The 13,096-nt window shown below is 69.3% G+C and carries 13 protein-coding genes and 1 tRNA gene; 7 read left to right on the top strand and 7 right to left on the bottom strand.

Translation table 11 applies throughout. The annotated features are described in order from the left end of the window. Positions 1 to 195: 195 nt before the first annotated feature. Positions 196 to 840 (bottom strand): FMN-dependent NADH-azoreductase, encoded by a 645-nt coding sequence (locus NIE79_RS31805; RefSeq protein ID WP_238682082.1) that lies wholly within the window; start codon positions 838 to 840, stop codon positions 196 to 198. Positions 841 to 922: 82 nt separating this feature from the next. Between NIE79_RS31805 and NIE79_RS31800 the strand changes: the two genes are divergently transcribed. Beyond that, positions 923 to 1,402, top strand: a complete 480-nt coding sequence (locus NIE79_RS31800; protein WP_238682081.1) for a MarR family winged helix-turn-helix transcriptional regulator — start codon at positions 923 to 925, stop codon at positions 1,400 to 1,402. 77 nt (positions 1,403 to 1,479) lie between these two features. On the opposite strand, the gene NIE79_RS31795 is transcribed toward NIE79_RS31800, so the two are convergent. Continuing rightward, entirely contained in the window at positions 1,480 to 2,493 is a 1,014-nt protein-coding gene (locus tag NIE79_RS31795) for a potassium channel family protein (RefSeq protein WP_112603739.1), read from the bottom strand. A 259-nt stretch (positions 2,494 to 2,752) separates the two neighbouring features. Between NIE79_RS31795 and NIE79_RS34140 the strand changes: the two genes are divergently transcribed. The 5 genes from NIE79_RS34140 to NIE79_RS31770 all read left to right on the top strand — a co-directional run bounded on the left by NIE79_RS34140 (position 2,753) and on the right by NIE79_RS31770 (position 7,227). Then, on the top strand, positions 2,753 to 3,250 hold the full coding sequence (locus tag NIE79_RS34140; RefSeq protein ID WP_308193255.1) for a helix-turn-helix domain-containing protein: 498 nt from the start codon (positions 2,753 to 2,755) through the stop codon (positions 3,248 to 3,250). 137 nt (positions 3,251 to 3,387) lie between these two features. Then, positions 3,388 to 3,987 (top strand): ClpP family protease, encoded by a 600-nt coding sequence (locus tag NIE79_RS31785; RefSeq protein ID WP_238682080.1) that lies wholly within the window; start codon positions 3,388 to 3,390, stop codon positions 3,985 to 3,987. A gap of 84 nt (positions 3,988 to 4,071) precedes the next feature. Continuing rightward, the gene (locus NIE79_RS31780; protein WP_238682079.1) at positions 4,072 to 5,388 is read left to right on the top strand and encodes a M23 family metallopeptidase; all 1,317 of its coding nucleotides are present in this window, start codon (positions 4,072 to 4,074) and stop codon (positions 5,386 to 5,388) included. A gap of 151 nt (positions 5,389 to 5,539) precedes the next feature. Further along, positions 5,540 to 6,460, top strand: coding sequence for an ABC transporter ATP-binding protein (locus NIE79_RS31775; protein ID WP_238682078.1), 921 nt, complete (start codon positions 5,540 to 5,542; stop codon positions 6,458 to 6,460). Next, positions 6,457 to 7,227 (top strand): ABC transporter permease, encoded by a 771-nt coding sequence (locus NIE79_RS31770; protein WP_238682077.1) that lies wholly within the window; start codon positions 6,457 to 6,459, stop codon positions 7,225 to 7,227. The genes NIE79_RS31775 and NIE79_RS31770 overlap by 4 nt, the downstream gene beginning before the upstream one ends. Before the next feature lie 46 nt (positions 7,228 to 7,273). On the opposite strand, the gene NIE79_RS31765 is transcribed toward NIE79_RS31770, so the two are convergent. The 4 genes from NIE79_RS31765 to NIE79_RS31750 form a co-directional block, all read right to left on the bottom strand. Next, positions 7,274 to 7,966, bottom strand: coding sequence for a response regulator (locus NIE79_RS31765; protein ID WP_238682076.1), 693 nt, complete (start codon positions 7,964 to 7,966; stop codon positions 7,274 to 7,276). Next, on the bottom strand, positions 7,963 to 9,189 hold the full coding sequence (locus tag NIE79_RS31760; protein WP_238682128.1) for a sensor histidine kinase: 1,227 nt from the start codon (positions 9,187 to 9,189) through the stop codon (positions 7,963 to 7,965). The genes NIE79_RS31765 and NIE79_RS31760 overlap by 4 nt, the downstream gene beginning before the upstream one ends. Before the next feature lie 21 nt (positions 9,190 to 9,210). After that, positions 9,211 to 9,283 (bottom strand) — tRNA-Arg (locus NIE79_RS31755). A gap of 106 nt (positions 9,284 to 9,389) precedes the next feature. Then, positions 9,390 to 10,040: a CGNR zinc finger domain-containing protein gene (locus NIE79_RS31750; protein ID WP_238682075.1), complete on the bottom strand. Its 651-nt coding sequence runs from the start codon at positions 10,038 to 10,040 to the stop codon at positions 9,390 to 9,392. Between the two features lie 176 nt (positions 10,041 to 10,216). On the opposite strand from NIE79_RS31750, the gene NIE79_RS31745 reads away from it, so the two are divergent. Next, positions 10,217 to 11,461, top strand: coding sequence for an MFS transporter (locus tag NIE79_RS31745; protein WP_238682074.1), 1,245 nt, complete (start codon positions 10,217 to 10,219; stop codon positions 11,459 to 11,461). Between the two features lie 89 nt (positions 11,462 to 11,550). Here the strand turns inward: NIE79_RS31745 and NIE79_RS31740 are convergent, their stop codons facing one another. Beyond that, positions 11,551 to 12,939, bottom strand: coding sequence for a glycoside hydrolase family 6 protein (locus NIE79_RS31740; RefSeq protein ID WP_238682073.1), 1,389 nt, complete (start codon positions 12,937 to 12,939; stop codon positions 11,551 to 11,553). Positions 12,940 to 13,096: the final 157 nt, after the last annotated feature.

The raw sequence follows: 13,096 nt of genomic DNA, 5'->3' as shown, positions 1-13,096 counted from the left end.
GAAGCTGCCCGGTAACGAGGTTTTTCCATGATCCGCAACCAGACCGCGACGAACCGACGGGGCCAGCGCAGCCGCGACTCATCCGGACGGGTTGTGGCTCCCGCCGCCTGGTACGCAGAAACTGGATGTCCCGCCCCGGAGGGGTGGCCGTTCCGGTGTGGAGCGGCCGCCCTCCGGGCGACGAGGGACGACTGGTCAGCGGGCGGCGCCGGCCGGCAGCCAGAGGTTGTCGATCTCTTTCTCGGCCGCCGTGAGGCTCGCCTCGTGCAGCGGGATCAGCTCGGCCATCGCCGGCACCGACGGCGCCAGGGTCAGCTCGGCGCTGATGAAACGCGGCTCCATGCCGGTCAGCGACAGGCCGTGTGGGAGCCACGGTTCCGCGTGGTCCCAACCGTTGCGCGGGGTCCCCTCGCCGTAGCCGCCACCCCGGGTGGCCAGCACCACGAACTCGCGTCCACCGAGCAGGCCCTGCTGGGTCGTCGGGTCGAACGCGAGGCCGGGCACGATCAGGTGGTCGACCCAGGACTTGACGCTGCTGGGTGCGCCGTAGTTGTAGAGCGGCAGCCCGAGCAACACCACGTCGGCCTGCTTCACCTCGTCGACCAGCCGCTCGCTGAGCTCCCAGGACTCGCGCTGGGCCGGCGTGTGCTGGTCCGGAGGGGTCATCCGTGCCAGGCCACCCTCAGCGTCCAGGTGCGGCAGCGGCTCGGCGCCCAGGTCCCGGTAGGCCACGGTGCCGTCCGGGTGGGCCGCACGCCATGCGTCGACCGCGCGGGCGGTGAGCCGCCGGCTGACCGACCAGTCACCGCGGATGCTCGAGTCAATATGCAGCAGATGCATTATTCCTCCTCTAGGAATCGTCTGTGAAGCACCAACTATTTATAGCAGGCCGATGTTCCGTCAGGTCGGTAGACTGGGTCACATGTCCGCGCAGCCGCTCGACTCCTCCGAGCACCGCTCGGGCGCACTCCTGGACCATCTGGCCCGGCGGATGCGACTGCGGTCGGAGTCGGTGCTGGCGCCGCTGGGCCTACGCCCCCGGCATCTGGTCGCGCTCACAGTGCTGCGCGCCGGCGGCGGCACCGGGCAACAGGCGCTCGCCACCATCCTGGAAATGGACAGCACCAACATCGTCGGGCTGCTCAACGACCTGGAGACGAAGCAGCTGGTCGAGCGTCGGCGCTCACCCGAGGATCGCCGCAGACACGTCGTCGAACTCACCGAAGATGGTGCGAAACGCCTCAGCGAGGCCGAATGCGCTCTGGCCGGCGCCGAGGACGAGGTGCTGGGCGCGCTGGATCCCGCCGAGCGGGAGACGCTCTACAAGCTGCTCAGCCGGGCCTCCGCCGGCACCGCGGTGAACTGCACCGAGGCGATCTGCGCCGCCGACGAGACCTGCTGACGCCGCCTCACCACAACGGCGGCGGCGGCGGCGATATCAGGCCAGCGGTCACACACCTACCGACAGCGGCGAAACGATCAGGCGGTGGTGGCCGACTGGGGGCGGTCGTCGCGTACGTGCACCAGCATGTCGCCGGTCTCGATCACCGCGCCGGCCCGGTCGGCCAGGGTGACCACCTTGCCCCGCCGCACCAGGGCGATCACCAACGACTCCAGCTCCCGCGGCGAACGACCCACCTCGTCCCGCTCCGCGGAACGCATCGCCAGCGCCATGCCCTGGCCGGGAGTGAGCAGATCCTCCACCACGTCGATCAGCGGCGGCGCCGAGGTGGACAGGCCGAGCAGCCGGCCCGCCGTGGCCGAGGAGACGATCACATGGTGCGCCCCACTCTGCTTGAGCAGTGGGGCGTTCTCCGCCTCCCGGGCCGCCGCGATGATGCGGACCTGCCCGGCGGTGAGCTGCCGTACCGTCAGCGCGACCAGCACCGACGCGTCGTCACTGTCGGTCGCGATGATCACGGCCTTTGCGTTCTTGACGTGCGCCTCGTTCAGCACGGACGAGCGGGTCGCCGAGCCCTCGATCGCCACCAGCCCAGCGGAGGTGGCCTGCCGTAGGGCTGCGGCGCTGCGCTCCACCACCACGATCCGCGAGCGGTCCAGACCGTTTTCCATCAGGGCGGAGACAGCGCTGCGCCCCTTGGTGCCGTAGCCGCAGATGATGACGTGGTCCTTCACGGCTCTCCTCCACCGCGACAGGCGACGGCCGGTCCGGTACTGCTCGGTCAGAACTTCCAGGGTGGTGCCGACCAGGATGATAAGGAAGATCACTCGGGCCGGGGTGATGAAGAGGACGTTCACCAGCCGGGCCGACGGCGCGGCCGGGGTGATGTCCCCGTAGCCGGTGGTCGAGAGCGACACGACCGCGTAGTAGAAGCAGTCGAGGAGGGTGAGGCCGTCCTCGTTGACATCGCGGTAGCCGTCCCGGCCCAGGTAGACAGCGGCGACCACGGCGAAGACCAGGCCCAGGGCGGCGGCGAGCCGAAGGCTCAGCGCGCTCAGTGGGCCCCGGCGCTGCGCGGGAAAATGGATCACCGTCGAACCTGCTCCCCCGCCGTCGCCTGCACGCCCACAACATAGCGGGTACACCGTCGATCGCACGTCCGGGTCGCGCGGACAACCGGCGTCGCACCCGCACCCGGGCGGAGCCGAACCAACTGGCACGCCCACCTGCACCGACAAGGGCCCGGGGCCCGCGCCGTCGGAGCGGCGCGGGCCGGACGGGTCGGTCCGGACGGTCGAGGACGGGCATGATGAGGGTGTTCCCGACGACGACCGCGAAAGTGAGGCCGGCATGTCGTTGCTGCGACGAGTCATCGGCGGAGTGCTCCGCCGCCACCGCCAGCGTCAGGGCCGCACGCTGCGCGAGGTGGCCGCGTCAGCCGACGTCTCCGTTCCCTACCTTTCGGAGGTCGAGCGGGGTCGAAAGGAGGCCTCCTCGGAGGTGCTGGCCGCGATCTGCCGAGCGCTCGGCATCAGCCTCGCCGAACTGCTCGGCGAGGCCCGTGACGACATGCGCCGGGTCGAGCCCCGCCTCCCGGCCGCGCCGCGCGCCGCGCTCACCCACCTGGAGCGGGTCGATGCGACTCGCCGGGAGATCGGCAACGCCACCCTTCTGGTGGGTCCACGTGTCGGCGGGTTCGTTCTGCACCGCGGGCCGGTGGCCGGCGAGCCGATCCTCAGCGTCGACGAAAGAGCCTCCGCTGGTGGCTCGCGCCCCGGTCCGCGGACCGCCGCCCTGGCTGACTGCGCGCAGACCCGGCTGGGCCTGCGGCGGCTGACCGTCGCGTAGGCCGCGTGGGTTCTGCCGTCGGCGGATCTGCCGGCGGCAGAATCACTGGGCCAGCCGTCGCCGTCGCCCGCACGCTGAAGGGGCCGGTCCACCGGGTGGTCCCCACCGCCCGCCGGCGCGGTGGAAGGCGGCGGCACATGATCGGGTACGACGTACGAATGCTGGAGGGCGGGCAGCCGTCCTTCGGTGACCATGTGTTCGAGCGGCTGCTGCGGGAGCGGATCGTCTTCCTGGGCACCGAGGTGACCGAGCAGTCGGCCAACCAGATCTGCGCGCAGATCCTGCTGCTCGCCGCGGAGGACGACGACCGGGACATCTACCTCTACATCAACTCGCCGGGCGGTTCGGTGAGCGCAGGGATGGCGGTCTACGACACGATGCGGTATGTCCGCAACGACGTGGCGACGCTGGCGCTCGGGTTCGCCGGCTCGATGGGGCAGTTCCTGCTCTGCGCGGGGGCGGCCGGCAAGCGGTACGCACTGCCACATTCACGGGTCATGATGCACCAGCCGTCCGGTGGGATGGGCGGGACCGCCGCCGACATCACCATCCAGGCGGAGAACATGCTGCACGTGAAGCGGACGATGCAGGAGCTGATCTCCCGGCACAGTGGACGAACCCTCGACGAGATCCAGCGGGACTGGGACCGGGACCGTTGGTTCACCGCCGAGCAGGCCCGGGAGTACGGCCTCATCGACCAGGTCATCACCCGAGCCGAACAGCTGCCAACGCTCTGATCAACGTCTGGTGGCACCGATACCGCCAGACCAACCCACCCATTAGCCTCCGTAGATATCTTGGCGGGCGCAGAAGGAGTGGGAATGACTGACGGCTACGAAGGCAGCTGCTGCGGCGACGACACGACCACCTCCGCCGTGAGTCGCCGCACGATGTTGCGCGCGGCGGTGCTGGGTGTGGGGGCCATCAGCACCGGTGGTCTGCTGGTCCCCGGGGCGGCACAGGCCGCGCCGGCGATCTACAACCCGTTCAGCGCCTACCCGATCACCGACACCTGGGAGGGTCACCTCAGCCGCGGATCACTCGGTGGCATCGACTTCGGGATGGGGGTGGGCACGGCGTTGCCGGCCTGCGGCGCCGGCACCATTCAGAACATCCCGAACAACGGCACGGGCGGGCACACCGTCACGATCCAGCACGCGGACGGGTACCGCAGCCAGTACCTGCACCTGTCGCAGTTCCTGCTCGCCAACGGGACCAGCGTGGGCGCGGGCACGATCGTGGGCCGCTCCGGCGGCGCGGCCGGCGCACCCGGCTCGGGCAGTTCGACGGGCCCGCACCTGCACTGGCACATGATCGACCCGTCCGGCACCCGGATCAACCCGCTGGCCTTCATCCAGCAGAACCCCGCCGACCAGCCCCGTCAGGTGTTCGAGGCGGCCAGCAATGCCGGCTGGCGCGCCCTACCGGTCGCCGGCAGCGCGGGCGCGGTGACCGGCACGGCGGCGACAGCGATCACAGTGGGATCCACGAAGATCCTCTACACCCTCAACGGCGGCCGGATCCACGAGGCCGCCAGCAACGCCGGCTGGACCAACCTGTGGACCGGCATCCACGGAGCACAGGGCACCGCCCTGGCCGCGATCAACCTCGGCGGGGTGAAGCACATCTACAACGTCGTCGACGGGTACGTGCACGAGGCCGCCAGCAACAACAGTTGGCGCAACCTCAACACCGGCATCGGTGGTGCCAGTTCGTCCTCGATCTCGGTGATCGTGCTGAACGGCGTCAAGTACGTCTACAGCATCGTCGGCGGCTACGTACACGAGGCGCACAGCGCCAACGCCTGGCGGAACCTGAACACGGGCATCCCGGCCTCGGCGGTAGCGGCGATCACAGTGGGGACAACGAAGATCATCTACACGCTCAACGGCGGCCGGATCTACGAGGCCGCCAGCAACGCCGGCTGGGCCAACCTGTGGACCGGCATCTACGGCGCGCAGGGCACCTCGCTGGCCGCGCTCAATGTCAACGGGGTGAAGCACATCTACAACGTCGTCGACGGGTGGGTGCACGAAGCCGCCAGCAACAACAGCTGGCGCAACCTGAACAGCGGGGTCCGCGGCACGCGGGCAGCGGCCCTGGGACTGGACGGCGTCAAGCTCATCTACGCCGCCTGAGTCGCCCTCCGCACCGCGAGCCCTCCGGGGGAGATGAGGGGCTCGCGGCGCGGGGCACCGCGCCGAGAGGGAGCGCGCAGCCGCTCAGCCATGGGCATTGTCAAACCGTGGTTCGACGCGGCGGACAGGGCCCCGCCGGCAGGCTGAGGGCATGATCGAGGCGACTGAGCTGACCAAGCACTACGGTGCCAAAACCGCCGTCGACGGGCTCACGTTCACTGTGAGGCCAGGGCGGGTCACCGGCTTTCTCGGTCCCAACGGGGCCGGGAAGTCCACCACCATGCGGCTCATGCTGCAACTGGACCGGCCCACGTCGGGGCACGTCAGAATCAACGGCAAGGAGTACGGCGAACTGACCGAGCCCCTACGGCAGGTCGGTGCGCTGCTGGAGAGCCGCGCGGCGCACCCTGGGCGGTCCGCGTACAACCATCTGCTCAGCCTGGCGGCCAGCAACCGCATCTCGCGGCAGCGAGTGCGTCAGGTGATCGAGATGGTCGGGCTGGAGAGCGTCGCCGGCAAGCGGGTTCGAGGGTTCTCGCTGGGCATGACACAGCGGCTCGGGTTGGCCGCCGCGCTGCTCGGGGATCCGCCGGTGCTGCTCCTGGACGAGCCGATCAACGGGCTCGACCCGGAGGGGGTCCGGTGGATCCGGCAGCTGTTGACAGGGCTGGCGGCCGAGGGGCGCACGGTGCTGCTGTCCAGCCACCTGATGACCGAGATGGCGGCCACCGCCGATCATCTGATCATCATCGGCCGGGGGCGGATGCTCGCCGACATCCCGACAAGCGATTTTGTGGCCCAGCATGCGGGTTCGTACATCCGGCTGCGCTCACCCGAGGCCGCGCGCCTCCGCAGCGCCTTGACCGCCCGTGGGATCCAGGTGACCGAAGCGGGGGACGGGACACTGCACGCGCTGGGCGCCGAGCTGGAGCAGATCGGCGCGGTCGGTCGGGACGAAGGCCTGATAATCACCGAGCTCACACCCTGCACCGCCTCGCTGGAGGACGCGTTCATCAAGTTGACAGCCGATGCCGTCGAGTATCGCGGTGGGATCACGGAGGCAAGCCGGTGAGCAGCAACACGGTACCCGCAGTCCTGCACTCGGAATGGATCAAGGCGCGGTCAACGGTGGGCAGTCTGGTGACACTGCCGCTGGCGCTGGTCATCAGTCACGGTCTGGCACTGGCAGGCGGCTTGTCCACTCGAAACGCCATCGACAGCGGTAGCAACATGCTGGCGTCGGACTTCAACCCCATCAACTCGGGGTTCAACGCCCTTCTCTACGGCAATCTGGCCTTCGTCGTGTTCGCGGTGCTCGTGTTCAGTTCCGAGTACACGAGCGGGATGATCCGCGCCTCGCTGGCAGCGGTGCCCACCCGGGGCCTGTTCTACCTGGCCAAGCTGTTGGTCGTGGCGGCAGTCGCGCTGATCGTCGGCGGGACAGCCGTGATCGCGTCGTTTCTGATCACCCAGAGCGCGCTGGGACCACACGGGGCGAGCCTGTCCGACCCCGGTGCCGCGCGGGCCGTACTCGGCGGAGTCGCGTACGTCGTACTGATCAACGTCTTCCCCGCAGCAGTCGCGGCACTGCTACGCAGCACCGCGCTGACATTGGGCATCCTCATGCCGCTGTTCTTCGTGGTGGGGCCGGCGCTCGGCACGATCTCCGGTACCAAGCCGGTGGCGCAATTCCTACCGGACCAGGCCGGCATGCGCGCGATGCAGGTGACGGCCGACTCGGGCGAACTGACCGCCGGGCAGGGGATCCTCGTGCTTCTGCTCTGGACGCTCACGGCCGCAGCGGTCGGGTACTGGTTGATCCGTCGTCGTGATGCATGACAGATGCCCCCTTCGCACCGGGGCAGGACGGCGGATTCGACCTCGGTCAGCGCATCTCTCCGCGACGCCGGCTGACCTCGGCCTGCGCCCCGGCGCTGACCAGCCCGTTCTCGTAGGCGGCGATCACCAGTTGGGCGCGGTCGCGGAGACTGAGCTTGCCCAGGATCCGGTTGAGGTGAGTCTTCACGGTGGCCATGCTGATGTGCTCGCGGTCGCAGATCTGCGTGTTCGACAGCCCGTTGGCGACGAGCGTCAGGATCTCCCGCTCCCGGTTTGTCAGGACATCCAGGCGACCCGTGTCGGAAATGGCCTCGGCCGCACTGAATCGAGCGATCATCCGTCGGGTGACGCTGGGCGCGAACAACGCGTGCCCGCCGGCCACCACATGAACGGCTGCCAGCAGATCGGCGGGGGCGACGTCCTTGAGCAGGAACCCACTGGCACCCGCGCGCAGGGCCGAATAGACGTACGGATCCAGGTCGAACATGGTCAGAATCAGGATCCGGACGTCCGTGGTGGCCTGGTCGCCGGTGATCAGGCGAGTGGCCTCAAGGCCGTCGGTGTGCGGCATGCGCACGTCCATGAGCATGACGTCCGGCCGCCTGCTCTTCGCCAGCCGGACCGCGGCCGCGCCGTCGGCCGCCTCCCCGACGACCGTGCACTCCGGATCGGAGCTCACCAGCAGGCGGAAGCTCTCGCGCAACATGGGCTCGTCGTCGGCGATCGCGACCCTGATCACTGCCGACCACCCACTCGTGTGTACGGGATCTTCACGTGGACCTGGAAGCCGCCGGCCGCCAGCGGCCCTGCCGTCATGTCACCGTTGTGCATCTCCACCCGCTCCCGCATACCGGCCAGGCCGAACCCCTCCGCTGCGGAAGAGCGGATCGGCCGGCCGCTTACCGGCCCGTCGTCAGCGACCTCGACGAGGAGCTCATTCCCGGCGCTCCGGACCGTCAGGCTGCAGCGGGTCGGCCCAGCGTGCTTGATGACGTTGGTCAGTGCCTCTTGAACGATCCGGTAAGCGGTCAACGACACGCCCGGCGGGACGTCGTCCTGCTCGGGCAGCTCGCTCCGGACGGTCAGGCCCGCCTTCTCGGCACGGCGCACCAGTGTGGGGACGTCGGGCAGACCAGGGGCCGGTCCACGAGGTTCGTCGCTGTCCCGGAGAAGCCGGAGGGCTTGCCGCATTTCGGCGAGCGCCTCTCGGCTGACCTGCTCGATCACTGCGAGCGAGGCCAGCGTCTCGGCCGGCCGGTCCCGAGCCAGGTGTCGGGTCACCGCTGCCTTGACCGCGATCACCCCCAGGTTGTGCGTCACGATGTCATGCACCTCGCGGGCGATTCGCAGCCGTTCGTCGGAGACCGCTCGCTCAACCTGGTCGGCAGCCCGCCAGACCGCGTACGCCCGCCGCTGCGCAACCGCGATTCCGGCGGCCCAGGAGGCGCCCACCAAGGCGAGGCCGGGCAGCAGAGTTCCGAATCGACTCGACCACGGTTGCGGCGACCCGGTGGCGACGGCCAGAAACGTCAGAACCAGGCTGGACGACACGATCACCAGCCAACTGCGACGGCTTCGCTGACCATCGATGGCCGCAGCCGTATAAGCGGTGAGGGCCGCCGCGAGGAGCGGGTCCGGCAGGACCCCCAATGACAGGCTGACGATCGATGCGAAGGCGACGCTCACGAAGACTGGCATTGGCCAGACCCTGCGGACTGCGACGGGGAGCGCGATCAGGGAGATCAGCACGCCATGCAGCCAGTCGGGAAGCGTGCTCGACCGGGGCAGGGCGGTCAGGTAGACCGTGGCGAGCAGCCCGGCGACGACGATGTCGACGGCGACCAGCTCGCTGCGGGTCAGCCGCCGAACCGGCAGCCGGGCACCTTCTACCGCTCCCTTCGGGCGCACGAACGACCCTTCTAGGCGAGGTTCCCGGAGAGACTCAGCTGCGGCCGTGGCCACCAAGCTTGCTGATGTTCGAGGTGCCCCCGGCAGGATTCGAACCTGCGACACACGGTTTAGGAAACCGATGCTCTATCCCCTGAGCTACGGGGGCGCGAGTGGTCAGTGTAACGACCTGCGGGTTGACCCGCGCTGGCAGGGAGTGGCCCTCGTTGGCCTGCGTTGGACCCGTGAATCGCCCCCGACCGGCGACCAAACGGCTACGAACTGGAGGAACGGGCGGCACGGCGACGCTCGGTGAGCCGTCGCGCCTTCACCGCGTTGCCGCAGTCGGCCATGCGACACCAGCGGCGGGAACCGTTGCGGCTCTGGTCGAGGAACAGCCAGCCGCAGCCCCCTTCGAGCACCGGGCAGCGGCGCACCCGGGTCAGGTCGGCCGTCAGCATGACGTCGAGGGCGGCCTCGGCGATCCGGTCGGGCACCAGCATGGCCGGCACCGTGCCGTAGACCAGCCGCACCTGCGACGAGTCGAGCACGAATCTCGCTCGGGCGGCTGCGCCGGACCAGCGTTGATGCAGCGCGACCAGCGCGGCACCGGCGGCGATGGGGTCACCCGCCGTACCGCCGTCCGCGTCGGTGATCGCTGCGAGCAGCACGAGATAGAGGCTTTCACGGATGTCCCGCACGGCGGCCAGCCCCGCGTGCGCCGCCGCAGGCTCGTCGCGCCAAGCCCTGCCCACCTGGTCGGCCTCCGCGTCGCTGACCACCCCTACGTGGGTCGACCAGCGCAGCAATGCGGAGCTGTCGGTCAGGAAGTCGTGTGGCGACTCGCCCCCTCGTTCGAGGGTGTTGGCCAGTTCGAGTGCCGCGTGGCCGCCGACCAACGGTAGCTGGCACACGTCGATTGACATGCGGCAATGCTACCACCTAAATGCGTAAGGGAGGTGCGACCGACACATTATCCCACGCCTACATCGAGGGATGCACGGCGACCTATGCTACCTTCAAAACCTAGTTAGCCGGGATCACGAGGGCTCGTGCGTCACGGCTGCTTGCTACACCTCGTCCAGGATCTGGGAGGTAGCTCATGGTGCACCGACGACGTGCGGTCTACGCCCTCGCCGCGTTGTCCGCCGCCACTTTCTGTTACGTCACCACCGAGGTGCTTCCGATCGGGTTGCTCACGCTGATCGCGCCGGACCTGGGACGCTCCAGGTCCGAGGCCGGTCTGCTGGTGACCGGATACGCCGTGGTGGTCATGGTTGTGGCGCTCCCGCTGACCCGGGTCACCAGGCGTGTGCCCCGGCGCCCACTGCTCGCCGGCGCCCTCGGTGTGTTCGCCGCGGCGACAGCGGTGTCGGCCTTCGCCACCTCCTACGAGGTGTTGCTCGCCGCGCGGCTGGTGTCCGCCACCACCAACGGTGTCTTCTGGGCGGTGGTGTTCCCGGTAGCGATATCGATGTTCCCCGCGAACATCCGAGGTCGCATCGTGGCTCGGCTGTCGATCGGCAACGCTCTCGGCCCCGTCCTCGGCGTGCCGCTGGGCACGTGGCTGGGCGGGCAGGCCGGATGGCGGGCCGCCTTCGTCGCGATGGCCATCTTCGGCTTCGTCACCTGCGTGGCGGTCGCCCTGCTCCTGCCGAGCGTCACACCGCAACAGAGTGCGGGCGACGTCGGGCCGGTGCCGGACCGGCACCGCTTCGTCGTGCTCCTGATCGCCACCATCCTCGCTGTCACCGGCGCCATGGGCGCGTTCACCTACATGACCGTCTTCCTCCTCGACGTCAGTGGGTTCGCCGCAGCATCTCTCGGCCTGTTGCTCTTCGTGCAAGGCTCGTTCGGAGTGGCCGGCACCTGGGCGGTCGGTCGGTTCCTGGACCGGTTCCCACTCGGTGTCGTGCTGGTCCTGCTCGGACTCCTTACCGCCGCGATGCTCGGCCTCTATGGAGTCGGCCCGAGCAAGGTGTTGACGATCCCGTTGCTCGCCGTGGCGGGGATGTCGTTCAGCTCGCTGATCGCGGGAATCCAGCACCGCGTCATGCAGGTGGCCCCGTCGACGACCGACATGGCGTCGGCCAGCCTCAGCGTCGCGTTCAACTTCGGCCTCGCTGCCGGCTCGTTCATCGGTGCGGGCCTGCTGGCGACGGCCGGGGTGCGCGTCATCCCGTTGTTCGGTGGCCTGCTGACGGCCGTGGCGATCGCGTTGCTCGCCGGCCACGAGATGTCCCGCAGGAAAGGGAGCGACCACAAGCCCGACCACAACAGTTGGTCGGCGCGGCAGACGCACAGCCGCGATGCCGGGAAGCCACAGGCCACCAGCGTGCAGACGTAGATGGGGCAGCCCGGCTCGTTCCGCGGGTACGGGGGCGGGCCCGGCGCGGAGAGTGGTCCTCCACGCCGGGCCCGCCGCAGCGGTCGGGGTCAGCTGGTGACGCAGTCGGCCGACACACCCGGGCCGGTGCCGGTGCCCTGGAAACCGAAGTTGGTCGACTGTCGGCCCAGGACCCGCCCGTTGTAGCTCACGTTCGTGAACCCGACGGTTCCGCTGGTGCCGCTGACCTGGGCGTTCCAGGCGCTGGTGACCGCGCCACCGGGCAGCGCCACCGTCACGGTCCAGCCGTTGATGTCCGACTTGCCGGCGGTGACCGTCACGCTGGCGGTGAAGCCACCAGCCCACTGGTTGACAGCTATCGACGCGTAGCAGCCGTCACCGGCCGGCGGCGTGGTGTTCGGCGGAGGGGTGGTCGGCGGCGTGGTCGTCGGTGGGGTCGTGGTCGGTGGAGTGGTCGTCGGCGGCGGCGTCGTCGGCGGGGTGGTCGTGGGCGGGTTGGGCGCACCGTTGGCCAGGCTGAAGGCCAGGTCGGGTTGGAACGAGCCGGCAGTGAACCGGCAGCCGTCGGCCTCCCCCGGCGGCTTCACCCACAGGTACGCGTCGATGTTGCCGTCGCCGGTGTTGGTCGTCGGGTACTGCCCGATGCGCCGGTCGGTGTTGTCGTCGCCGCACCAGTCCCCGCTGGCGCCCCCGTTACGGCTGGTGTCGATGACCTGGCGCTTGCCCGAGATCCCCATGCCGTTGAGGGAGGAGATGACCGCCCGGCCGAAGTTCGCCTCGCTGGAGGTGGAGTTGTAGTTCGACACGTTGGTGAAGAAGCCGTCGGCGTACTGCACGCCGGCCGCCCGGAGCCGGTTGGCCGTCTCACCAGCGCTGTTCCAGGTGGAGTGGCCGCCGTCGAGGTACACCTTGGCGTTGGGGTTGCCCGACTTGATGGTCCGGGTGGCCGTCGAGATCGCCTGGTTACGCGCGTTGATCTCCGCGCTGCTGAGGCATGTCAGCAGGGCGAGCGAGTCGGTTTCCAGGATGATGATGACGGTCTGGTTGCCCAGTCCCCTGGCGAAGTTGGATACCCACGTCTGGTACTGGTTGAGGTCCGGCGCGCCACCGGCGCTGGCTCCGCCGCAGTCGCGGTTGGTGATCTCGTAGACGGCCAGCACCGGGATCTGCTGCGCCGCGTTGGCGGCGCCGATGAACCCGGAGACCTCGGACTGCACTGTCGAGGGATTGAAGTTGGCGAACCAACGCGCCTGCGCCTGGCTCGCGATCTTGTCGCGGATGACGGCCGTGCGCGAGTCGCCGGGGTTGGCGGCGACCCAGCGGACGACGGCCGAACTCGGGTCGCGGTAGAGCGACCCGGACAGCGTGCCGGCGGAGGCGCTGCTGACGGCGAGGCAGACGCCGACGGCGGTGGCGCCCGCGACGGCCGCCACGCTGATGGCCGCCGATCTGCGGCGGAGCGAGGAGAGGATAGCCACGACGTATTGCCTCCAGATCACATAGATGTATCTAAGTTCATGGGAGCGTTCCCATGGACGTTAGCGGAGGCGCGCACCGCTGCCAAGGTGTGGACACTTGTCGATGGCGGATCGCTTCGTCCATCAGCACGGCCGGTAGGGCCGACCAGGGCGGGCT

Source organism: Micromonospora trifolii, from assembly GCF_022229005.1.
GTDB classification, from domain to species: Bacteria; Actinomycetota; Actinomycetes; order Mycobacteriales; family Micromonosporaceae; genus Micromonospora; species Micromonospora trifolii.
The sequence above is the reverse complement of the archived record's forward strand: the minus strand, read 5'-3'. Positions and strand labels throughout refer to the sequence as shown.

What these genes read in the sequence shown, in the direction of transcription:
- NIE79_RS31750 (WP_238682075.1), bottom strand. Translation starts at nt 10,040, where the DNA reads ATGTCAATCGACGTGTGCCAGCTACCGTTGGTCGGCGGCCACGCGGCA.
- NIE79_RS31785 (WP_238682080.1), top strand. Translation starts at nt 3,388, where the DNA reads ATGATCGGGTACGACGTACGAATGCTGGAGGGCGGGCAGCCGTCCTTC.
- NIE79_RS31745 (WP_238682074.1), top strand. Translation starts at nt 10,217, where the DNA reads ATGGTGCACCGACGACGTGCGGTCTACGCCCTCGCCGCGTTGTCCGCC.
- NIE79_RS31800 (WP_238682081.1), top strand. Translation starts at nt 923, where the DNA reads ATGTCCGCGCAGCCGCTCGACTCCTCCGAGCACCGCTCGGGCGCACTC.
- NIE79_RS31775 (WP_238682078.1), top strand. Translation starts at nt 5,540, where the DNA reads ATGATCGAGGCGACTGAGCTGACCAAGCACTACGGTGCCAAAACCGCC.
- NIE79_RS31780 (WP_238682079.1), top strand. Translation starts at nt 4,072, where the DNA reads ATGACTGACGGCTACGAAGGCAGCTGCTGCGGCGACGACACGACCACC.
- NIE79_RS31805 (WP_238682082.1), bottom strand. Translation starts at nt 840, where the DNA reads ATGCATCTGCTGCATATTGACTCGAGCATCCGCGGTGACTGGTCGGTC.
- NIE79_RS34140 (WP_308193255.1), top strand. Translation starts at nt 2,753, where the DNA reads ATGTCGTTGCTGCGACGAGTCATCGGCGGAGTGCTCCGCCGCCACCGC.